Below are 23,393 nucleotides of genomic sequence, written 5' to 3'. Positions count from 1 at the left end.
AACTTTGATACTCTTTCATCTTGAAACTCCTTCTTTTGGTAGAGATAGAAGTTTCAAACCGACCGCCGTATAGGTCAAACCTTGAGGAGTCCCCCGGCAGAGCCGGGGGATTACCTTATTTATTTAAGGATTTAAAGAAATCGTGTATTCATTGGGCTGAAGATGAGCTGCGATCGCGCGATGAATTGATGTTATATTTTTTAGATTTTGAAAAACTTCCTTGGACTGCAGCTATATTGGCTGCACCTCGAAATCATGTCTTAAGTTCTGCTCCAAGAAGTAGTTATGAAGCAGCGGAGGTCGCTGTGGACATCGGACTGCAGCAGTCATCATGGACACAATCTTTTTTTATAGATAAAGAGACGCGTATAAAATTTAAAAAGGAATTATCATCACACGATTTGACTGAGCGAAATATTCCTTATGGATTGTTACCTTTTGATGGTGGGCTATTAAATCCTCCGCACACAGGTTTTAATAAGAAAGAACGTCCGCTTATTCCCCTTTGGTTTCGTACGTACTTACTTCCTAAAACTCCTGAGGCAAGAGAAAATTTGACTCGGGTATTGCATCAATATGTCGCGGAGCGTGGGATATTCTTTGTTCGCCCTTTTGATGATGAGGCGTTGGCAAGCACTGATTGGCAGTCGCGTTTTTTAGGATGCGATGAACACGAAGAGGCTATTCTTTTCTGGAACTTATACGAAGGATCTGAATCTGCTCAAAAAGAGCATATTCAATTAGAGAGATTAGAAAATGTACTCGCGGAGTTGGAAAAAGGCGCTTCGATTGACTTTACCTCAATGAGCCCAAATTTTGATGATTTTTCTTTTCAAATATCATATCCATACGCGGCAGTAAATTACTTGAAGGATTATGACGCAATGAATCGAGGCCAACGTAATATTGATCTTGTTAATGCATTACGTGCACATTTGATTCGCCGATTGGAGTGGCCAGTATTCATACACTCTGCTCTTGTATGTAGAGAACGAGCTATTGAACGATTTAAAAGAGGGCCAAAGCCACCATCTGGATTATTAAAATTTAATGCAATTGAAGAGATAGATTTGTTTTTGGAAGCGATGAAAAAAAAATATCCGAGCTATTGGCAGAGTTCTTGGGATGATGTCTGGCGGACTTGAGTTGTAGTAATTGCGGCTGCTGCTGTTACTGCTGCTGCCCTGTTCGACGTTCGATTGACCAGAACCATTCAACCTGAGCTGCAAGCAAAGAAGATGGGGTCATTTCTAACATTCCAACATTCTTACCCACGAAAATTCAGCATTTCTCAAAGCACGCGGAGACGATCGGCGGCGCGTAATCGTTCGCCGGGTTGAAAATGTTGGAATGTTAGAAATGACCCAATTTTTTTAGCAGATAACGCTGTTCCTTGCCCCTGGCCTCGTGGGTACCGGGGCACGGATTCTAGCGCTGGAAGTGACGCTTGACGGTTGAGCTGCGGGCTGGCGCAGCGAATGCTTCAATGGCGAGCACCATCACCATGAGAGCAAGGAAGCGCGTCATCTGATATCAAGCTTTAAACGGTCAACCTGTGCCTGAAACAGTCTAACCGCCGCATCCACTCGCGCACTGTGGCTACGCACACTATCACTTGAAGTGGGCCGCGCATCCTCCACCGCCTGCAGCCACGAAGCGACCAGGTCCTTGATTTTTCCCCTTAGTATGGGGCTATACTCTTCCATGGCAAGCAATTTGTCATAGTCACTAACTGTCTCTTGTTTGGCCCATTCTACCGTCTTCAGCCTCTCATCCACACCGCCAGGGTTAGACATGAAATTCTTCCAACTCAACGTCACAATCGACAGACTGACTATACGGCCATTGACAAAGCTCTCAGTCGCGGCCTTGTTTGCTTTTTCGTTGTCCAGTTTTTTTTGGGATAGCCGCGCTGACTCAAGCTTGTCCGGATCAGCCTTGTCGTCCAACTCTTTCTTTTTTGGGGAGTCTATATCAGCTTGTTTGGCTGAAGCATCGAAACACTTTAAGCGCTCTTTTTGAGACTTGATCGACACACAGTCAGCGGCATTACTCACGCCACACGCCAGCACTGCAGCGGAAAAAACAATCGTTAGCACCGAAGCCTTCATTTTCATCCCCATAAAATTTACATTTATTTATGTGTATTTGTAAACCGATCCCGACTTCGTCGTTCACTGCCATGTGCACGCCTGCACGCTTACATCAGAACTACTCCCGCATCCACTTGAGCATGCGGGGAAAAGCAGGCTTACCTTCTTTCTCTGCACGTACCGCCCCCAGGCTCAGGCCCGCCCATTCCAGAAACGGCAGGCCAATAAAATTACCTGATTCAAAAGTCTCTATCAACCAGCTGGAATCATCCTTGTAACCATTCGGATGAAACACAAAATCCAGCGGCAAATCAAGTTCCCTGGCCACCGCCAGTGACCATAAAATAGCGGCTATCTCTTCGCCTTGTGGTGGCCAGTCCTTGTCTTGCTGATCACTACCTATGAGTGCACGATTCGCAGATGGTGTCACCGCCAGATGCCCCGCTTCATGCACCATGTCGCCAGGGTATTTGAGTTTGCCATAATCGACATAAATGCAGCCAGGCCCCAGATCAAGGCCGGGCAAAAACGTTGCGTGTTGCAGCTCGCGCTCAATAACCGCGATGCCTATCTTGCCAAGAAAATTCAATACCCTATCCAGACGCGGGTCATCGCGCACATTGGGATTAATTTCTGCCAAACCGGTTTCCATCATGGATTCAGCCTTAGCTTTGTTGTCGCAAACGCTGGGCAACGCTGGCGCAATGCTCTACTTGTGCAGCAATATTTTCAGGTACGGCAATATCGCCCGCCAGCACGGACCTGATCCAGGCTGCTGTCGTAGCTGCATCGATACTGTCAGGCACCGCAGGCACTTCTGCCAAGGGTTCTTGCTGCGCAGGCACGAGGGTAGTGCCCTGCCCGACATGGAACCAGTCTATCTGCTGGGCCCTGCCCGTGCTGGCAACGGCCTCTCCTTCGGTGCCACGCATGAGGAATACATCGCCAGCTTCAACAGGTGCGCAGCGGGTGAAATAGTCTTGCAACATCAACAGATATTCAGGATGGGTGTAAGAACTCAGGCGCAAAGCAGGCACGACAAAAGGTTGCAAGAGTTTGACCAGCGTATGGGTGGAATTGCGCACGCCCAGGATACGGCGCAGGCTCAGCAAGTGCGCCATTGCGGGCGATAAGGCATCTATGGGCATAAAGGCTGGCTGCTTTTGCTGCATCTGCTCCTGCACTTGTTCTGAGCTGGTCACCAAAGGCAAGCCCAGGGCCTGGAATATCTCTGCAGTAGCAACACGCCCTGAATCTGTACGCACACCATGTACCAGCACAGGCACACCCCGTCGCGCGAGCAACAAGGCCAGCAAAGGCGTCAGATTGGCTTTCTTGCGGGCACCGTTATAAGTTGGTATGACTACCGGGGCATAAGGACTATCTGCAGGTGCTTGCAGCGGCAAAATGTAGGGTTGAGCCGCCTGCAGGAAGCCAGAAATTTCTTCTATAGACTCGCCTTTGATGCGCATGGACAGCAAGATGCCGCCCAACTCCAGGTCAGAGACCCGTCCAGCCAGCATGGCGGTATATAAAGTCGCAGCATCTGCCTGTGTCATGCTGCGCGCGCCATCTTTGCCGCGACCTATTTCCTTGATGAATTTGGCAGCAGCAAGAGGCTCAACCGACTCTGTCGCAGAATTTGCAGTGAATGGAGAAAATTTCAAACCTGTTCCTTCAACAATTTCTGGATAAAGCGCCACTCATCTGGCTTGACTGGCGTAATCGACAGGCGGCTGCCTTTTTGCAGCACCGTCATGTCCGCCAGTTCAGGGTAAGTCCGGAGTTCTGCCAGGCTCAGCAAGCGGGTCTTGCCCTTGGCCTTGACATCGACCATCATCCAGCGCGGGGTTTCCTGTGTCGCTTTGGGATCAAAGTATTTACTGTCTTTTTCAAACTGGGTATGATCCGGGTAAGCAGTGCTGGCCACTTCGGCCAGACCTGCGATGCCAGGCTCGGGACAACTGGAATGGTAAAACAGCACACCATCACCAACCTTCATGCCATCCCGCATGAAATTACGCGCCTGGTAATTGCGTACACCAAACCAGGGAATGCTGGGCAAAGCCAGCACATCGTCAATACTGATCTCATCCGGTTCAGACTTCATCAACCAATATGCCATGGTGAACACCTGCAAAGTCAAAAGGAAATTGTCGCACATTTATCTGGCGACGACACAAACACATGAGAACGATAAACCTCGTGGATTGATCGGGCATAAAAAAACGGCTGTCATAAAAAATGACAGCCGTTCAGAATAAGTCCCCACCGATGCCGCTATGCCGGCATCCTGAACCTGAGCGGTTCAAGTTGGCCACGGTCAATTCAATTTCGGGTTCATCGGACTAGCGACGCTCACACCCATCGAACAATGTTCCACGGCCTATGCACTAAAATGGTTCAAGGAATATATGGCATTGGCGAACACGGCAGGGATCTAAAGTGTACCCTGAAATGCCCGCGCATCGCCAGCTATTTTGATTAAATTAAATAATAAGCTTATCAATCAAAATAGTTTTTCTTGTGGAGTCAAAGCCTGATCCATCATTTCATGCATTTCGTTGATCTTTTGTTTGACTTCTGCCAGAGACAAGCCAGACAAAGGGCCTTCGGGTGACTTGGTCGCCAGCAACTCTGTGGTCATGCTCAATGCTGCCATGACGGCGATCCTGTCAGTACCCTTGACTTTTGCAGCATCACGTATGGCGGACATCTTGCCATCAAGGTAGGCAGCAGCTTCGCGCAGGGCGCGGTCTTCACCTTCGCGGCAACTGAGCTTGTAACTCTGACCCATGATATTGACATCGACCTGTATGACTTTTACTTCGCTCATGCTGCCTCCTTGTCATTCAATACCTCGGCAGGCAGTTGCGACAGCAAGGCAGAGACACGGTCATGGGCCTGCTGCATGCGTTGTTGCAAGTCTGTGTTTTGGGTCGCCAATGACACCACGTCATTACGCAATCTGGCATTTTCGCTGCGCAGGGTGTGTGCCAGTACAGTAAGCTGCTTCACTTTTTCAGTAAGCAATTCGAATTCGGAAATCATCATGTCTCAGTTTTAGGGGTATACAACCTGGTCGTCAACGCAGAGTTCAATTATACGAGCAAATTTTCTGTCAGAGCAGGTCTATCAGGCTGCCATCACTCAAAATAAGTGCAGCATGGACGGTTTTATCAGAAAATACCTGCTTTAAGGCTTGTACATAATCCAGCAACTGCTGGCGATAGCCCACCTCCTGGCCGGGTAAAAGCTGACGCTTATAATCCAATACCCAGACCTCATGCGAAAAAACCACAACCCTGTCCAGGCGCAATAATCTTTTCTCGACCAGCACATCCATTTCATTGCGCGCATATATATATGCGGCAGGCTCATAAAATTTCTGCAATGCAGAATTACTGAATATACACTCAGCCTGTTTGCGTATGGTCGCTGCCATGGGACTGGAACAAGGCAGCCAGGCTGCAATGGTTTCGGCATCTGGCACCGCAATCGGCCAACTCTTTGCGTTATTGCTCAAACGCTCCATCAGGGTATGCAGAGCTATGCCTTCCAATTGTTCATCACTGCTCACTTCCAGCACTATCTCTTCAGCAGGCATGGCAGGGGGTTCAAATACCGCCATGCTGAATGACTGATCCTGCTGCATTTCATTTTCAATATTAGCCGCAGGCGGCGATTTTTCTTCTACATGGTCGAGGTAGTCATACCAGCTAGGCGCTAGTTGCTTTTTCCCGCTCTGCACACCACTGAGTATCAATATCTGCTTGGCGCGGGTGATGGCGACATATAAAAGGTTCCAGTTTTCTTGCGTGGCCTGAGCTTCTTCCTGTGCAAAAAACCGGTCACGCGCAGCGCCGCGCTGGTCTTTTTTGCCAAAGACAGAAAAATGCCTTTCCTCACCTGCCTGCAAAGGCCACTGGCACAGGACACCTATCCTGTCTTTCATCGATTCACTGTGATTGGCGTCCAGCATGATGACAATCTTTGCCTCCAGGCCCTTGGCACTGTGGATGGTCAATATTCGCACGGCATCAGCCGCGCTATCAACTGCGGACTCATCAGGTGCATCGCTGTCACCACCACGGCGCAAGGCACTCAGGGCAGCGATAAACTTTGGCAGGCTGGGGTAGCGCCCGGCATCCAGGTTCAAAGCCAGTTCTGTAAAACTATGGATATTGCCCATGACCTGGCTGCGCTGCGCAACTGACGATGCTTGCGCATAGCGTTGCAAGACCTCACCCTGATGCAAAATGCGGTCCAGCAAATCATGCACGGGCAAATAATAAGACGCTTCCATCCATTGCTGCAACAAACTGGCAGCGCGTTGCAGAACTGGAAAAGAATCATCCCCCTTCGAGGCTAAGTCCAAGGTCAAGGCTTGCAAACGCTTCCACCAGGTCGCTTCATCGCGCATGGCCAACGCAATCAGATCGTCATCACTGGCTGCCACGATGGGCGACTTTAACACATGCGCCAGCGCACGGTTGTCACCTGGCGTCATCAGGAAATTTAATAGTGCGATCAAATCCAGCACTTCCAGCGCATCTAGCAAGCCACCACGACGACTGGACACGAAGGGAATGCCTGCTTCGCGCAAGGCTTTTTCATAGGCAGACAAGTGTGTGCGGCGCTTGACCAGCAGCATCACGTCGCTCCAGTGCCAGCTATCGGCACCCTGTGCGGCACGTATGCCCAGCAAGGCTTGCGCGACTTGCTTGCCCTCTTCATAGCGTTGCTGATTTTCCGCCTCTTCCAGCGGGGTTGTCAGCGGATTGCGCAGAGGAAAACGTGAAGGCGCCGCTTCCTCTTCGCCTACCTCCTCTGCATCACTTGGCGCAGCCATACCTATCAATGGCAAACGCCAGACCGCACCTTCTGCATCTGAAGCCGTAGTCTGCGCCTGAAACAGCGGGTTGCCATGCATGCTGACATTAAGCACATCAACAATCGCAGGCGCATTCCTGCGTGTCTGATTGGTGCGCAAAACCCGCGCCCCCTGCGCTGCCAGCATATTTTGTGCAGCAGTAAATACCCGGGGTTCGGCGCGACGGAATCGATAGATAGATTGCTTGGGGTCGCCCACTACAAACACACTGGGCTTGGCACCATCGTCGCCATAAGCTTCCAGCCAGGCTTGCACTATGCCCCATTGCAGGGGATTGGTATCCTGAAATTCATCCAGCAAGATATGCTTGTAGCGCGCATCAAGACGGCTATGCAAATAGGCTGCATATTCTTCATTACTGAGCAGTCTATATGCCTGCCATTCGAGGTCAGCAAAATCAAATACCCGCTGGTCTGACTTCAGGCTTTGGTAGCATTCAAGATAAGCTGTGCCGACAGCAAACAGGGCCTCATTGACTTGCATGACCATTTTTTCTGCACTGCGTTTTTGCAGTTGATGCAGCGCCTGTACTATCGCTTCGCATTCATCTTCAAAGGCATTGATCTGGTCCAGACCCAGGTGTTTTTCTATGGAGGTGATCAGCGCCTTGACCTTGACATTATGTGAGCGGATATTGCCCTGCCCATTGATGAAGCCATCACAAATCATGGCAAAGGCATCCAGGCTGGGGCCATCCGTTAGGCCTTGCTCTATCTTGCTGGCATTGGTCTGGTTATTTTTTGAACCCTGGCCCAATACCAGGGCCATGTGGGCAATGCGCTGATATAGCTGGGCGTCTTCCCAGATACTGAGCCGCGCATCCTGGTACAGGTCTGCGCCGCATAAATCACGCAACCAGTCCAGCGGGCCGCCTAGTTCAATTTGTTGATTACTGGCCCACCACTCTGCCCGTTTATCGAGAAAGGCTTCCAGCATTTCGCGGGCATTGAAGTCACCAATTTCCTGATACAGGAATAGCAGCGCTTCTTTGATGTGAGCATGCTCTTCCTGCGCCAGCATTTGCATGAGCTGGCCATAGGCTTCGCGCTGTATGTCACCGCTGGCTTCAACCAGAGTAAAGCCGTGTGGTACGCCAGATGCCAGCGGTGCCAGTTGTATCAAACGGCCAAACCAGCTATGAAAAGTGTCCAGTGATAGTGAATGTGGGCTGGACAAGACCTTCTCGTACAAGCCACGCGCCAGCGGGATGACATTCTGCAAGTCAGCCTCGGCAATGCCGCGCTCAGTCAGCAATTGCCGCACATGGGCAATGTCTGCCAGTGCCAGTTCATGCAGCAAATCCATGAGGCGTTCGCGCATCTCTTGCGCAGCCTTGCGGGTAAAGGTAATCGCCAATAATTCTGCTGGCTCAGCCCCCGCCAGCAAGAGCCGCAACATGCGCGACACCAGCAACCAGGTCTTGCCACTGCCAGCACAAGCTTCAACGACGACGGTATGACGCGGGTCACAGGCGGCTGCCGTGAAGTGGGCATGGCTGACAGCCTGACCATTGACTTCATAAGCCTGTGAATATTGAGGCGCCTGCATGGACTCCGTCATCACCATGCCCCCTTGCGACAGAGTCCACGCATTTCACAATACTGGCAATTTGCTTCTACGCCATGGGCTGGCAAGCTTGCACCTTTTTGTATGGATGACATACTGGTTTTAATCGCCAGTGCCAGCTCTGAAACCCAGCGATCAAAATCATCGGCAGCGACGTCACCCGCCTTGCCCTGACTCAGTTCAAGAGCGACATAACTGCCTGAGCTGACAGGCAAATCCGTCAGCAAGCCATAAAATGGCAGTTGATGATCTTCACCTTCCTTGAGTCTCCTGCGCAAGTCAATCAGATTTTTTGTCTTGTAATCGAGTACTGCCACTTCACCATTCATATTTCTGTCTATGCGGTCTATGCGACCTTTGAGCATGACCTGGCCACCCTGCCATTCCAGCGTCTTTTCATTCTTGATTTCACCCATATCAAACTGCCAGCCAGCTTCTTCATGCGCCTGCATCCAGGCGACATAGGCGGGGATAACTTTATCCCAGCGCACGCTATAAGCTAGTGCCGCCGGGCTTTTTTGCAATACCTCGGCAAAAAAATCAGCGGAGATATTGCGCAGTAGAGCTTCTTTATCCACGCCAGTCTGATTGACTTGAACAGCTTTCAACTCTTCATGATAACGCTTGAGGATGGCATGCAGCCAGTCGCCATAGTCACGCTTTTCCGGCATGTCTGACAGTTCATCCAGCGCACTCAAACCCAGCATGCGCCCGGCAAAAAACTGATAAGGGCACACCACCAGGCTGGTATAGGCACTGGCAGATAAAGTCTCTGGCAACAACGCAGCGGCAGAGGGTGTGGGCATATGTTGCGGACTTATTTGCATGGTCCTGACTGGCAAATCCAGAGGATGACTGTCCAGCACGCCCTGCTGGGTACGCTCCAGTGTCAGACCGAGTTGTTCCAGCCACGGGCTGACGGGATTATGTTCACCATTCAGGCTGCCTTGCCAGGATAAAACGATGTCCGTATTACTCAGCAATAGCTCAGCAAAATCGCGCAATTGCTGTTGCTGGCGCGACTCGCGGGTTTCCAGCCCGCATTCGCGTCTGACTGAATTCGCAAAAAATAAAATCTCACTGGCTTGCGATGGCAGGTGCGACGCATCGGCACCGACCAGCAGTACCGCATCAAAGGGACGCAGGCGGGCACCATTCAGCGGCAACATGACCACGCGCTTGTCAGTATGTGCGAACACAAATGCCGTGCTCTCCAGTTGCAGATTCATCAGGGCACGCCATTCAGCAAAGGTGAATGGCGTTTTCAAATCCTCACAGGCGAGCTGTAATTTCTGTAGCAATTGTATGATTTGCGCGCCAGCCGGGTCTGCCTGGAAGGCATTGAACATGGAGAGGTCAAAGAACACCTGCAGGCTCAGTGCACTCCATTCAGACAGGCTGCGCCTGCCCGTAAAATTACCAGCCTGCCTGGCCATGGACCTGATCCAGCGGCTGGCTGGCGCGGTATCTTTACCCGCGTCCAGAGCCGCCAATACTGATTCCCAGCCACCCAGCACATTGGCACGGCGCAAGACCAGCTCTATGCGCATGACCAGGTCGGCCTTGGCAGCGATGGGATCTTGCTCAGGCTCAGTATTATCCGGGTCTTTCCATAGCAAGTAAGGGGATTTCAAAAAATCCAGCAAGGCCATGGTATCGGCCCGCGTCGTCACCACTTCCAGCCAGGCGGCGATGGCTGCAGCAGCCCGGGTGGTCGATAGCTTCCAGCCGGTTTCATCTGCCACCATGATCTGTGCGCGTTCCAGCAAGGCGCGTATGCGGCGGGACACGACGCGGTCTTGCGCCACCACGGCCACACTTTGCTTGCCTGCCTGCAGCCAGTTGATGATGGTTTGCGCCCCCTGCACCGCCTCATCTTCGAGCGAAGTGGCGCGGCACAGGCGTATGTGAGATGTCTCTACATATTCAGTCAGCGCCTGCTGATGTTGGCTGCCGGTATCCTGCAAACCCGGCCAGGCATGGTAATACGGTTGCGGCAAGGTATGTGCGCGCCAGTCCAGGCTGATTTGCAATACGCTTTGTTTCTTTGCCCAGGCTTGCAAAAATGCCTGTTCCATGGGATTGGGCGGAGTGGGCGCTATCCATAGCAAAGGCTCGCTGGCCTGCGTGGCAATTTGCAGCAATTGCGCATAGCGTTTTACCTGCGGGTCATTGCCATCAAGCTGGCTCTGCCAGACTGACCATACCAGTTGTGTTTCTTCAGATAATAAAGCCTGCGCAGGTGCGGGCAATTGCGCCAGTGCTGCCTGCCAGTCTTTTTCCAGCTTGCTTTTATCCTTGCCTACGGTGGGCAATAAGACAGCAGTCAATTCATCCGACAGCGTCAGCAGAGTCTGCGCCAGCGGCAATAAATCAGTATTGCGGCGCGCACCAAATAATTTCTTTAACCAGGGATGTTGCCGCAATTCCGCATACAGCCCCATGAGTCTTTCGCTGGAATCTCCGCCAATGCTATTTTGCAGTGCAACATCCGGTGCCTGCATTTCCAGCAGGGCAAACAGGGTTTGTATGCGTGGCGGAATAAAGTTACCCTGCAATACTGCCCCCAATGCCCTTAACAGCAGGTGGGCGTGCTGGTAGGTGGGCACGATCACTCTTACCCCGGAAAAATCCCGCTCTTGCTCGCGCCCCCAGCCCTGCTCCCTGGCAGCGCGCAAAAACGCCTGTGCAGTCTGTTGCCAGAAGAGGGGGCCAGCAGGTATCAGTTGGGGATTATGTAGCATCAAGGATTAATGGTTTTGCCTGTAGAGCAAGTATACTATGCGACGGCTACAGCATTTTGGCTGCATGCATGACACTTTTCTAAAAAATAGGTTATTATCTACCGCATAGCTAACCATGCCTGACTCATTTTGCTTTAGTCACGGTGCGACACTATTCAACACCATTGAATTTGTGACTATCACCCCCAGATTCAAATCAGAATGCGGCGCGGTCCCAAAATACCGACATTCAGTGGCGCTGTTACCCCTTAATTTTTCCCTCTCGTTGAGGATTCCATGAGCGAAAACATCAAATATGTAAGCGATGCTTCATTCGAAGCAGACGTATTAAACTCTAACGTACCGGTATTGGTCGATTTCTGGGCTGAATGGTGCGGTCCTTGCAAAATGATCGCCCCTATACTGGAAGAAGTTGCCAAAGAATATAACGGCAAAATCATCGTAGCCAAGATGGACGTAGATGCCAACCAGGCAATTCCTGCCAAGTTCGGTATCCGTGGCATCCCTACCCTGATCCTGTTCAAGGATGGTAAATCAGCGGCACAAAAAGTAGGTGCATTGGCAAAAGGCCAATTAACCTCTTTCATTGACAGTAATATTTAAGGTATTATTGCGGTCTGAAACTTTAAAGCTGCGAACAACAAGATTGTTTGCAGCTTTAAAATACAGAAACAAGAGACAGCTGCCCCGGTTGATGACCCTCAACTGCTGCATGCAAATTCAGACCTGAATTACATAATATTAAATAAAACGAAACCAAGACAGAATTCTTTCTATCCTGTTTAATCTGTAGTTCCTCTGCTCACTCCCCCACCCCATAATCCCATCCCGGGACACTCACCATGCATCTATCTGAACTAAAGGCCTTACACGTATCCGCTTTATTGGAAATGGCCATAGGACTCGATATCGATAACGCTGCGCGTATGCGCAAGCAGGAATTGATGTTCGCGATCCTCAAAAAACGTGCAAAATCAGGCGAACAAATTTTTGGCGATGGCGCCCTTGAAGTATTGCCTGACGGCTTTGGCTTCCTGCGCTCGCCAGATGCCAGTTACATGGCCTCGACTGATGACATCTATATCTCTCCTTCGCAAATCCGCCGTTTCAATCTGCATACTGGCGATTCCATCGAAGGTGAAGTACGCACACCAAAAGACGGTGAACGCTATTTTGCATTGGTGAAGGTGGACAAGGTCAATGGCGAATCGCCAGAAGCCTCCAAGCACCGCATCCTGTTTGAAAACCTGACGCCCCTGCACCCGAACAAGGTATTGACACTCGAACGCGAAATGCGCGGCGAAGAAAATACCACCGGCCGCATCATTGACATGATCGCGCCTATAGGCCGTGGCCAGCGTGGTTTGCTGGTGGCGTCACCAAAATCCGGTAAGTCCGTCATGCTGCAACACGTGGCACACGCGATTACCACCAATCACCCTGACGTTACCCTCATCGTTTTGCTGATCGACGAACGTCCGGAAGAAGTAACCGAAATGCAGCGTTCAGTACGCGGTGAAGTTGTCGCATCGACTTTCGATGAACCAGCTACCCGTCACGTACAAGTTGCTGAAATGGTGCTGGAAAAAGCCAAGCGCCTAGTAGAAATGAAAAAAGACGTGGTCATCCTGCTCGATTCCATCACCCGTCTGGCACGCGCTTACAACACCGTCATCCCGGCTTCCGGCAAAGTATTGACCGGTGGTGTGGATGCAAATGCACTGCAACGTCCAAAACGCTTCTTCGGCGCAGCACGTAATGTAGAAGAAGGCGGCTCACTGACCATCATCGCGACAGCCCTGATCGAAACCGGCAGCCGTATGGATGACGTGATCTATGAAGAATTCAAAGGCACAGGCAATATGGAAGTTCATCTGGAACGCCGCCTTGCTGAAAAACGCGTCTATCCAGCCATCAACTTGAACAAATCCGGCACCCGTCGTGAAGAATTGCTGATCAAGCCGGATCAGTTGCAGAAGATCTGGATCTTGCGCAAATTGCTGTATAGCATGGACGAAATCGAAGCGATGGAGTTCATCCTCGACAAGATGAAAGCCACGAAAAACAACGCAGAATTTTTTGAAATGATGCGCAGAGGCGGTTAAGCCCCTCTCCTGTTTTCAGGCTGAAGAGCCGTCACTGTTGTGGCGGCTTTTTTATTGCCTGGAGCCTTGGTAAAAGTCATGGTAAAAGTCGTGGCAAAAGTCGTGACAACAGCCCTGGTAAAACAACAAAAAAGCTGGCTTCCATACAAGAAAGCCAGCTTTTTTACACTATCTGTTTTACAAATTATCCACGTACCTGATCATCTGTTTTTTCTTTGTGGATTTTTTTGGATTGATGGTTCTCAGCGTGCTCAATATTGCGCTGCTCGGCTGCGCCGACATGACCATTTTTTGCCGCAACAGCCTCTTTGTGATCAACTCTTGCCTGGCCTTTTTCAAGCTTTGCCACTTCATGATTGGTCAACTCACCAGACTTGATGCCATTTTCAACGCGCTGTTGCTGGCTCACGTTTCTTTGTACATCAGCCTGCATGCGTTTGCTGGATACTGAATTGGGATTGCCGACCTGGGCATCATGCTTTTCTGCATAAATATCGGCACTGGCCTTATCCTGCATTCTGGCCAGCTTGTTTTTTTCTTGCTGACTCAGCTTGCCATCTTTCAAGGCCTTGTGTTCTTCATGTGCGACAGCCGCCTGCTCACGTTCCAGCTTGCCTGCTTCTTTGGTCGTCAACTGTCCGGTTTTCAAACCGTCTTCTATGCGTGTTTGCTGGTTCACATTGCGTTGTACATCGCTACTGACGGTTTGTGCAAATACAGAACCTGTCAACAAACCAGCCAATAACAAGGGGATAAATTTTGTTTTCATGATGATTTCCTTATGCAGTGTTAAGATTTTTATGTGCTAGTCACATGCCTATAACGACTCATCAGAAAGTGCCGATGACAGCCAAGCTGTAAGAGAGAGTAACAAGCGTAAGTAGCAAAATGTAACTCCTTGAAGCATTGCAAACCCCAAAAGAAACGGGCCAGTCTTGTGACTGGCCCGCTGCTTTTTTACTTTATTTCTTTTACTTTACTTCTCTTACTTTATTTCTTCATGACTTACTTGCTGGCCAAAACCTCAGGCTTGCTCCAGCCGCCGCCTACGGCCTTGTAGATGCTGACCACGGCAGACAATTGCGCACGCTTGCTGTCGATCAGGCTGGACTGTGCCTGGAACAAATCGCGTTGTGCATTCAAGACTTCCAGATAGCTGCTATAGCCATTCTTGTAGCGCAAGTCTGCGAGGCGCAATGAATCTTTCAAGGCAGTGACCCTGCGCTCGGAAGCCACATTGACCTGCTCATTAGCCGCCGTATTATTCAGCGCGTCATGCACATCACGGAAAGCACCCTGCACTGCCTGCACATATTGCGCCAGTGCCTGGTTCTTGCGGGCTTCGGCCCCTTGTACCACCGCACCAATTGCACCGGCACGGAAGATAGGTTGCGCCAGACTGCTACCCAGGCTCCACAACAGCGATGCCGGATTGATCAAGTCCTGGAATACGCGGGACTCGTAACCAGCCGTCGTCGTCAATTTAACGCTAGGGAAATATTGCGCTTTGGCTTGGCCGATATCTGCATTGGCGGCTACCAGCGCCTGCTCTGCCGACAAAATATCCGGGCGACGGTTCAGCAAATCAGACGGCAGGTCTGCTGGCATGACCAGTTGCTGATGCAGACTGCCAATCTCGCTACCACGGGCAATCACAGGCTGTGCGATCGCGCTGGCAGAACGGCCCAGCAAGACAGCCAGTGTCGATTCTATGTTTGACAAGGCCTGTTTGGCTTGAGCATAACTGATGTCCGATGCGGCTGCTTCAGATTCAGCCACATGCAAATCAAGTTCGCTGGTTGCACCAGCCGTAAAACGGCGCTGTTGCAAACGCAGGTTTTCCTGACGGGTTTTCAGGGTCGAATCCGCCAGCGCCAGTTGTGCATCGGCTGCGCGCAGGCTGAAATAAGTCTGCGCGACATTTGCATACAGGCTGCTTTGCACCAGACCACGATTGGCTTCCTGCGCCAGCAAACGTGCACGGGCTGCTTCATCGGCACGAGCCAGCTTGCCCCAGAAATCGACTTCATACGAAGCTGTCAGGCTCAGTTGAAAGTCTTTGCTGTAAGGGCTGACACCAGTACCCAGCTTGCCAGCATTTTCACTGGTACGGGTACGGGTCGCACCAAGGTTGCCATCTACACTTGGATAGCGGTTCGAATTGGCACCGACCGCAACGGCACGTGCTTCTTCTATACGTGCTGCTGCCAACAACAGGTCCTGATTATTTTTTGTTGCTTCGTCCAGCAAGCTATCCAGTACAGGGTCCTGGAAGCTTTTCCACCAGGCGGCATAATCGACTGCTGCAAGTTTGTTTTGCGTGACCACCACACCAGGGCTGACAGGAGTTTCCAGCGCCGGACGCTGGTAATCAGGCCCTACCGAGGCACAGCCTGCCAGCACCATGCTGGCAACCAGTGTCGTTAATATGAATTTTGTTCCAGACATTATTATTCCTTCACATCTGCTTGAGGCGCATTGTGCAAAATATGGACAGGGTGCTCAAAATCCTGCTCAGTCGTTTTCAAGCGTCTGTCATTGATCAGCTTGAAGAACAGAGGCACGAAGAAGATCGCCAGGAAAGTCGCTGCCAACATACCGCCCAATACACCAGTACCCAGAGATTGACGCGCAGCAGCACCAGCGCCGTGCGAGAAAGCCAGTGGTACCACACCCAAAATAAACGCCAGCGAAGTCATCAGAATCGGACGGAAGCGCAAGCGTGCCGCTTCCAGCGCCGCAGCCACCGGCGCATAACCTTCATGCACTTTCATGACCGCGAACTCCACAATCAGAATCGCATTCTTCGCCGACAGACCTAACAGCGTCACCAGACCAATCTGGAAGTACACGTCATTGTTAAAGTGACGCAGATACACCGCCAGCAAGGCACCGAAAATACCGAAAGGCATCGCCAGCAAGACCGAGAATGGCAGAGACCATTTTTCATACTGTGCAGCCAGGATCAGGAAAATCATCAGGACACCGGCACCCAGTGCCAGGCCTGCGGCATTGCTGCTGCGTTTTTCCTGGAAGGACGCACCACCCCAGTCATAGACTACATCGGCTGGCAAGACGTTTTTCGCTGCACGCTCCATCGCTGCAATCGCCTGACCAGAGCTGTAGCCTGGCTTGGCATCGCCCAGCAATTTGATCGATGGCAAGGCATTGAAACGCTGTACAGAATCAGGACCGGTGATGAACTTGATGGTCGTGAAAGCACGCACAGGTATCATCTGGCCAGTGGCAGAACGCACATACATGCTGCCTATGTCATCTGGCTTGGCACGATACTGACCTTCTGCCTGCAACTGCACGGTGTAGATACGGCCATTCTTGTTGAAGTCATTGACGTAGTAACTACCCATGGTCGCAGCCAGGGTGTTATACACGTCAGACAAGGCCACACCCATGGAGCGTGCTTTTTCATTGTCCACATCGACATACAATTGTGGTGAATTGGCTTGCCACAAAGTTTTAACACCGGCCAGCTCAGGCTGCTTGTTAGCTTCAGCGATCAGCAATGGCAACAGTTGCGCCAGACGCTTGACGCCGCCTTCACCCGCATTTTGCAGATAGAACTCAAAGCCACCAGTCTGACCCAGGCCCTGAATTGCAGGCGGGGCAAAGAACAAAGGCAGACCTTCCTTGATACGGCCAGTTTTCATATAGCTTTCGCCCACCATCTGCTGAGCAGACTGCGTGCGCTCTTCCCAAGGTTTCAAGGGGAAGAACATGGTAGCAGCGGACGATTTCAAACCGCCACCACCCAGGAAATCCAGACCAACCAGGGCAAACGTCGTGTCGATATTTTTGTTGGTTTTCATGATGGATTCAACCTGACGCACCATCGCATCAGTACGGTCCAGCGAGGCACCATCCGGCATGATCGCCGCACCAATGAAATAGCCCTGATCTTCATCCGGCACCAAACCACCAGGTACGTTTTTCCACAGTAAACCAGTCAGGGCAACCATACCCAGCACCAGTGCAATACCCAGTACCGCACGCTTCATAAAGAAGGTCACGCCATTGGTGTAACGCTTGGTCAAACGCAGGAAAGCTGCATTAAACCAGGTGAAGAAACGGTTATGATTTTCGGAACCTGGTTTGAGCAAGATCGCGCACAAAGCAGGTGTCAAAGTCAAAGCAACGATACCGGACAAGACCACAGCAATAGAAATCGTGACCGAGAACTGACGATACAATTCACCGGCCAGACCACCGAGGAAAGCGATAGGGCCAAACGCTGCAACCAATACCAGCACAATCGCAATAACCGGGCCAGTCACTTCATGCATGGCCTCAATCGCTGCATCTTTTGGTGTCATGCCTTCTTCATTGATCAGACGCTCAACGTTTTCCAGCACCACAATCGCATCATCCACCACAATACCAATCGCCAGCACCATACCGAACAAGGTCAGCGTGTTGATGCTGTAACCCAGCAAATGCAGACCCGCCATCGTACCAATCAGAGATACCGGTACAGCCAGTGTAGGGATGATAGTCGCGCGCCAGCTTTGCAGAAACAGATACACCACGATGAACACCAGCACCATCGCTTCGCCCAGGGTTTTCAACACTTCGGCAATCGACTCTGTCACGAAAGGTGTCGTGTCGTAAGGCGTGGCGTATTCCATACCTTCAGGGAACTTGGCTTTCAGGTCTTTCAGGGTTTGCTCTACCGCCTTGCGGGTTTCCAGCGCATTTGCACCAGTCTGCAAGAACACACCGATGTTGGCAGATGGGTGACCATTGACGCGGCCATACAGGTTGTAGTCCTTGGAACCCAGCTCAACACGTGCGACATCACTGATACGGATGGCAGAACCACCCTTGGCAGACTTGATGATGATATTGGCAAATTCAGATGGCTCCAGCAAACGGCCCTTGGCCGTCACTGTCATCGTCAGTTCTTCGGTATTGTTTGGTGGTGCACCTACTTTACCTGCTGCGTACTGGGCATTTTGCTCAGTAATCGCGTTCGAGATATCGGCAACCGTCACACCCAGTTGTGCCATGCGGTCAGGACGCATCCAGATACGCATCGCATAATCCTTGGCACCGAAAATCTGGATATTGGTGGTACCCGGTACACGCTTCAATGCATCCAGCACATTCTGGGTTGCGTAGTTGGACAAATACAGCGCGTCGTAGCGGTTATCTGGCGAGAACAAGGCCGCAACCACGAGGAAGTTGGACGAACTCTTGGAGACCGTCACACCCTGGCGGCGTACTTCTTGCGGCAACTTGGCATCAGCCTGACGCACACGGTTATTAACGTTCACCGCCGCAATATCGAGATTGGTACCAACCTCAAAAGTGACGTTGATCGATACACGACCGTCAGCAGAAGAAACAGAATCCATATACAGCATGTGTTCCACGCCGTTGATCTGTTCTTCGATAGGGCCAGCGACAGTACGCTCAACCACCTCGGCAGACGCGCCAGGATAGACCGCAGTCACATTCACTACCGGCGGAGAAATCTCCGGGTAGCGCGAAATCGGCAGGACGCGCAAAGCGGCCAGACCGGCCAGCACGATGATCAGCGATAAAACTGTCGCGAAGATCGGCCGGTTAATGAAAAATTTTGAGAACATGAATTATTCCTTGTAGCCTTAGCTTTGTTATGCAGCGGATTTTCAGCTTGATACTTTGGCTTAATATAGGGCTTAGTGTTTTACCTCAGCGCTTGCTGCCGGTGCTGACGCTGCTGGCGCTGCTGCTGGTGCCGAAGCAGATGCACTGGAAGCAGCTGGCTTACCTTCTGCCGCAGGGGCACCTGGCGGCGCGCCAGCTGGGGCTGGTGAATTCGCTGCCTTGGCCATAATCGCGATTGGCGTTACCGTCATGCCAGGATCATGCGCTTTGATGAAACCATCCACCAATACGCGGTCGCCACCTTGCAAACCCTTGGTCACTATCCATTCACCATGTGACCAGCCATCCAGCTCAACCGGCTTTGGTACCAGCTTGTTATCTGGAGATACCGTGAACACGATCTTGCCCATAGGGCTGTCAATCACAGCGCGTTGAGGTATCGCAATGGCAGCACTACGAGTAGCACCACTGAGTATCACGCGTACAAACTGACCTGGGCGCAATGTGCCGTCAGGATTAGGTACCTGGGCGCGGGCATCAAAACCACCCGTGTTAGGGTTCACTTTTTCGCTGACAAAGTTCATCTTGCCTGTGACTGGAGCTGTGCTGCCGTCAGCCAGCTTCAGTTGAACATCAAACGCCAGACTACCATTATTGGTTTTCTTGCCGGGCAGGGCAATCTTGCCTGCGCCAACGTCTTTACTCAGCTTCAGATAATCTGCTTCTGGCACGCTGAAGTTGACATACACAGGGTCAGTTTGCACGATGGTGGTCAGCAAACTGTCTGCTGCTGTCACCAGGCTACCGTTTGATTTGGCAGCAACACCGGTCACACCGTCAATAGGGGCCACAACACGGGTATAACCCAGATTGAGTTTGGCTTCATTGACCTGTGCCTGTACTTGCTTGTAGCTGGCCTCTGCTGTTTCCAGTGCAGACTTGGCATCATCAAATTCTTTTTGGCTGATGGCTTTTTCTGCTGCCAGTGGTGTCAGACGGGCAAATTCGCGCTTGGACTGGTTCAGCTTGGCTTCAGCCACGCCAGCGGCAGCCTCGGCAGATGCGAGTTGCGTACGGTAAGCACCCTGGTCAATCTGGAACAAGACGGTGCCAGCCTTGACGCGGGAACCCTCTTCATACAGGCGGTTTTCCAGGATACCGGCAACGCGGGCACGCACTTCTGTTTCGCGTGAACCTGCGGTTTGCGCAGCATATTCAAAATCCAACCCCAGGTTGCGTGGCTGTACGGTAACGACATTTACTTCTGGTGGCGGCATTTTGCCTGGACCACCGGCGTTTGCGGCACCTTTATCGCCACAGGCAGCCAATACCAGCAAAGGCAGGCTGACAGCAGCAATGCGCAAAACAGGCAGGGCCTGCGTCATATGGCTGGCAATCGAAGATAGCTTAAATACATTTGTTATTGGTTTTGCAGGGGAGCGCATGGGAGATTCTTTCTTCTAAAGGGAAAGGCGGTGTGCTATTATATACATTCACGAATGTTTGTAAATAAAGTTTTTATACAGCCCTACGGTATTACAGGGATTTTGGCAATACTGAATTTATTCTGTCCTATGAAAACTGCCGCAGGATGCAGCATTTTTTCTAAGGCCATGTTTCTTATTTAGCTTGACTCATCGTGAGTCGTTTTCAAATTAACAAAATTGCGTCATGCCATAAAGCGCAAAATTCATCAATACGGCATCCGGTATTAATGACTTATAGCCCCGTCAGATTAAAGCCTCATGACAAGCTAACAGAGCGGAATGGTGCGGGCGGGCATTGACTAAATGTTTAAGCAAGAAAACAAGTATAAAGCAGGAAAAAAATTTCTGCTTTGCAGCAATTAATTTGATCTGAAGCATTGATCTAAAACAGCGCAGCGTTTGAAAATGTGCGTCAGTATCAATCAGTAACAATGCAGGTCTGGCAAATACACAAAAGGTATATATATACCTGATCATCAGAGTGAAATTAAAAGCAGATAGTTTTTGACACTTCACTCAAGTGATTACATACATGACGAAGAGACAGCAAAAAAATTGTACGTAGCGATAAAAATTGGCAGCGTACGCAAAGGAAACAGAAATGGTCAGGAAAACGAAAGAAGAAGCGCAAGAAACTTATAATACTCTGCTAGACGCAGCAGAAAAAGTCTTCGCCGAAAAAGGTGTCACCAGTACCACACTCAATGATGTTGCCACAGCAGCAGGCATGACGCGTGGCGCTATCTACTGGCACTTCAAGGATAAAAACGCCCTCTTTCAAGCCATGTGTGACCGCGCCTTCCTGCCTATGGAAGCCCTGCTCAACGAGATTGTTTCCACACCGCACAAAGACCCGCTGGCGGGTATCAAGCAATTAAATGTCCACTTCCTCAATCTCGTCACTGGCAATGCGCGCCAGCAAAACGTGTTTGACATCATTTTTCATCGCTGCGAAAAGAATAGCGAACTGATCTTCTTCAGCGCTGAAAGCGAAAAACGGGTTGAATGCCTGGCCAAAGTGCAGGCCATGATCCAGCAGGCAGTCGATCAGGGGCAACTGCATCCCGACACCGACACCTGGATCGCCATGCAAGCCATCCACGCCTATGTCATAGGTATAGTCCATGAATGGCTGGAAGATTCTTCTGCCTATTGTCTGATGCTGCATGCCGAAGACATGATAGACATGTTCCTGGCAGGCCTGGTCGCCCGCCCTCCCCTGAAAAAAGCCAGATCATCAGAAAAAGAATGCGGTCTGCAACTGGTCGTCAATAATCAGGACTAAGCAAAACCAGGTAAATAAGCGCTAAACCGGCAGCTTCCAGTCAAAACGTACAGCCATCATGCGCAGTACGAAGCATATGCCCACGCCAAAACCCAGGGCAACACCTTCATTGAGCTCCAGCCAGTTCAGTATCAGGTAAGCCCAGCAACCGGCAAACGCACAAGTCGCATATAAATGACTGCGCCTGAATACCAGCGGTATCTCATTACAGATAATATCGCGCAAGACACCGCCAAAAATACCGGTGATAACCCCCATCATGACGCACACAAACATCGGCATCTGCGCCTCTTGCGCCAGTGATGCCCCGGTCACGCTGAACAGACCCAGACCCAGCGCATCAGCCAGCACGATGGCATTCTCAGTCACGGCATTGCGCAAATGCTTGAGAAACGGGATGGCAATAATCGACATAACAAAGATCAAGATAGGGTATTCCTGATTCTCTACCCAGAACAAGGGTCGCCTATCCAGCAACAGATCGCGTAGCGTGCCGCCACCAAAGGCCGTGATAAAGGCCACGGTAAACACCCCCACCACATCCATACGCTTGCGCCGTGCCTCAATAAATCCCGAACTGGCAAAAGCCAGTATCCCGGCGACTTCAATGGTATGCAACATCGAACTCATACCCAGATAGCTCGTCGTCATGTTTCTCCTTCAGGATTTGGTGCAAAAATGGGGATTTTATCAAGTTAGAAGTGGTTTTGGGTCTGATAGTCTATGGCTCTTTAAATTCAAGACCTCTTACCACGGAGCAAGGAAAGACTGCTTGCAAGCAGTCTTCGTTACACAGGCGAAGAGCACGCTCCCCTACGCGGGCCGCACGAAACCCCTGCTACACCACGAGACGCAGAGGAAACCGCAGAGAAAAACAAACAAAAATCACCAAAAATCAAAGAGTATATGCAAAGAAAACACCCTCAAATTCGTCGCTCCTGCGCAGGCAGGAGCCCAGCGGCGTTCGTAGCAAACCAATATGGACCGCAAAAGATATACTTTAAACACAATATTTCTTAACGCAACACCCAAACCGTCCTCTAAATCGCGGCATTTAAACAGTGTTACCCTATCACCGCAACAACATCCCATCGCAAAAACCCCAATTTTCATTGTATAATCATCGGCTTGGCATTTTGGGCGTCCAAAATCCAGACAATTATTTAACCTTTGGCAAGTGATAATGCAATCGGGTCAAGAAGCAAGACGACCGACGAAGTGCTTATTGGCTACCTACACTATTTTCGAGGCAAGCATGAGAGATGGCATTCACCCAAATTATCGCGAAGTTCTGTTCCACGACGTTTCTTGCGATTTCAAATTCATCACACGTTCAACGATCAACACCAAAGACAAAGGTGAGTTTGAAGGTAAAGAATACCCACTGGTAAAGATCGAGGTTTCTGCAGAATCTCATCCTTTCTACACTGGCAAACACAAAATCGTGGATACAGCCGGTCGCGTTGAAAAATTCCGCCAAAAGTTCGGCAAAGTCGGTTCCAAGACTTCTGTCGCCAACTAATTGGCCAGGGAAACACAGCACGGTTTCATGCGTTGGCAGGGCCAGCCCTGCTAATACAAAATTGCAGAGCACGCAAGACCGTCTGTGGTT

At 50.8% G+C, this 23,393-nt stretch carries 18 protein-coding genes and 1 other RNA gene; 5 read left to right on the top strand and 14 right to left on the bottom strand.

The window, feature by feature from the left end; translation table 11 throughout:
• The first annotated feature begins 20 nt into the window (after positions 1–20).
• Complete coding sequence (locus ACO0LI_RS27780; protein ID WP_423036793.1) at positions 21–1,145, top strand: hypothetical protein; 1,125 nt, start codon at positions 21–23, stop codon at positions 1,143–1,145.
• A 378-nt stretch (positions 1,146–1,523) separates the two neighbouring features.
• Here ACO0LI_RS27780 and ACO0LI_RS27775 read toward each other — a convergent pair whose 3' ends face one another.
• The 9 genes from ACO0LI_RS27775 to ACO0LI_RS27735 all read right to left on the bottom strand — a co-directional run bounded on the left by ACO0LI_RS27775 (position 1,524) and on the right by ACO0LI_RS27735 (position 11,297).
• Entirely contained in the window at positions 1,524–2,111 is a 588-nt protein-coding gene (locus tag ACO0LI_RS27775) for a hypothetical protein (RefSeq protein WP_423036791.1), read from the bottom strand.
• A gap of 100 nt (positions 2,112–2,211) precedes the next feature.
• A complete protein-coding gene (locus ACO0LI_RS27770; protein ID WP_423036789.1) occupies positions 2,212–2,748 on the bottom strand; it encodes a hypothetical protein in 537 nt (178 codons plus the stop codon).
• Positions 2,749–2,758: 10 nt separating this feature from the next.
• Positions 2,759–3,760 carry a DNA-binding protein YbiB gene (gene ybiB / locus ACO0LI_RS27765; protein WP_423036788.1) on the bottom strand — a complete coding sequence of 334 codons (1,002 nt, stop codon included), beginning with the start codon at positions 3,758–3,760 and terminating at the stop codon, positions 2,759–2,761.
• Complete coding sequence (locus ACO0LI_RS27760) at positions 3,757–4,218, bottom strand: EVE domain-containing protein (protein WP_423036786.1); 462 nt, start codon at positions 4,216–4,218, stop codon at positions 3,757–3,759. Before ACO0LI_RS27760 ends, ybiB begins: the two co-directional genes overlap by 4 nt.
• Before the next feature lie 136 nt (positions 4,219–4,354).
• Positions 4,355–4,535: non-coding RNA, 6S RNA (gene ssrS / locus ACO0LI_RS27755), on the bottom strand.
• A 67-nt stretch (positions 4,536–4,602) separates the two neighbouring features.
• Positions 4,603–4,929 carry a cell division protein ZapA gene (locus tag ACO0LI_RS27750; protein ID WP_422952742.1) on the bottom strand — a complete coding sequence of 109 codons (327 nt, stop codon included), beginning with the start codon at positions 4,927–4,929 and terminating at the stop codon, positions 4,603–4,605.
• Positions 4,926–5,144, bottom strand: coding sequence for a DUF904 domain-containing protein (locus ACO0LI_RS27745; RefSeq protein ID WP_422952741.1), 219 nt, complete (start codon positions 5,142–5,144; stop codon positions 4,926–4,928). The genes ACO0LI_RS27750 and ACO0LI_RS27745 overlap by 4 nt, the downstream gene beginning before the upstream one ends.
• A gap of 70 nt (positions 5,145–5,214) precedes the next feature.
• Positions 5,215–8,535, bottom strand: a complete 3,321-nt coding sequence (locus ACO0LI_RS27740; RefSeq protein ID WP_423036784.1) for a UvrD-helicase domain-containing protein — start codon at positions 8,533–8,535, stop codon at positions 5,215–5,217.
• 11 nt (positions 8,536–8,546) lie between these two features.
• Positions 8,547–11,297: a PD-(D/E)XK nuclease family protein gene (locus ACO0LI_RS27735; RefSeq protein ID WP_423036782.1), complete on the bottom strand. Its 2,751-nt coding sequence runs from the start codon at positions 11,295–11,297 to the stop codon at positions 8,547–8,549.
• A gap of 276 nt (positions 11,298–11,573) precedes the next feature.
• Here ACO0LI_RS27735 and trxA point away from each other — a divergent pair, with 276 nt between their 5' ends.
• The gene (trxA, locus tag ACO0LI_RS27730; RefSeq protein ID WP_422952738.1) at positions 11,574–11,900 is read left to right on the top strand and encodes a thioredoxin TrxA; all 327 of its coding nucleotides are present in this window, start codon (positions 11,574–11,576) and stop codon (positions 11,898–11,900) included.
• 239 nt (positions 11,901–12,139) lie between these two features.
• On the top strand, positions 12,140–13,402 hold the full coding sequence (gene rho, locus ACO0LI_RS27725) for a transcription termination factor Rho (protein ID WP_110257254.1): 1,263 nt from the start codon (positions 12,140–12,142) through the stop codon (positions 13,400–13,402).
• 184 nt (positions 13,403–13,586) lie between these two features.
• Here the strand turns inward: rho and ACO0LI_RS27720 are convergent, their stop codons facing one another.
• The 4 genes from ACO0LI_RS27720 to ACO0LI_RS27705 form a co-directional block, all read right to left on the bottom strand.
• The gene (locus tag ACO0LI_RS27720; RefSeq protein ID WP_423036780.1) at positions 13,587–14,171 is read right to left on the bottom strand and encodes a hypothetical protein; all 585 of its coding nucleotides are present in this window, start codon (positions 14,169–14,171) and stop codon (positions 13,587–13,589) included.
• 236 nt (positions 14,172–14,407) lie between these two features.
• Positions 14,408–15,850, bottom strand: a complete 1,443-nt coding sequence (locus ACO0LI_RS27715) for an efflux transporter outer membrane subunit (protein WP_423036778.1) — start codon at positions 15,848–15,850, stop codon at positions 14,408–14,410.
• 2 nt (positions 15,851–15,852) lie between these two features.
• Positions 15,853–19,008, bottom strand: a complete 3,156-nt coding sequence (locus ACO0LI_RS27710; RefSeq protein ID WP_422952735.1) for an efflux RND transporter permease subunit — start codon at positions 19,006–19,008, stop codon at positions 15,853–15,855.
• A 72-nt stretch (positions 19,009–19,080) separates the two neighbouring features.
• On the bottom strand, positions 19,081–20,454 hold the full coding sequence (locus ACO0LI_RS27705) for an efflux RND transporter periplasmic adaptor subunit (RefSeq protein WP_423036776.1): 1,374 nt from the start codon (positions 20,452–20,454) through the stop codon (positions 19,081–19,083).
• 643 nt (positions 20,455–21,097) lie between these two features.
• Between ACO0LI_RS27705 and ACO0LI_RS27700 the strand changes: the two genes are divergently transcribed.
• The gene (locus ACO0LI_RS27700) at positions 21,098–21,781 is read left to right on the top strand and encodes a TetR family transcriptional regulator (protein ID WP_422952733.1); all 684 of its coding nucleotides are present in this window, start codon (positions 21,098–21,100) and stop codon (positions 21,779–21,781) included.
• 21 nt (positions 21,782–21,802) lie between these two features.
• Here ACO0LI_RS27700 and ACO0LI_RS27695 read toward each other — a convergent pair whose 3' ends face one another.
• Positions 21,803–22,432 (bottom strand): trimeric intracellular cation channel family protein, encoded by a 630-nt coding sequence (locus ACO0LI_RS27695; protein ID WP_422952732.1) that lies wholly within the window; start codon positions 22,430–22,432, stop codon positions 21,803–21,805.
• Between the two features lie 604 nt (positions 22,433–23,036).
• Here ACO0LI_RS27695 and ACO0LI_RS27690 point away from each other — a divergent pair.
• Entirely contained in the window at positions 23,037–23,303 is a 267-nt protein-coding gene (locus tag ACO0LI_RS27690) for a type B 50S ribosomal protein L31 (protein WP_186955279.1), read from the top strand.
• Positions 23,304–23,393: the final 90 nt, after the last annotated feature.

Origin of the sequence: Undibacterium sp. Tian12W, assembly GCF_049339405.1 — a bacterium.
Taxonomy (GTDB): domain Bacteria; phylum Pseudomonadota; class Gammaproteobacteria; order Burkholderiales; family Burkholderiaceae_D; genus Undibacterium.
The sequence above is the reverse complement of the archived record's forward strand: the minus strand, read 5'-3'. Positions and strand labels throughout refer to the sequence as shown.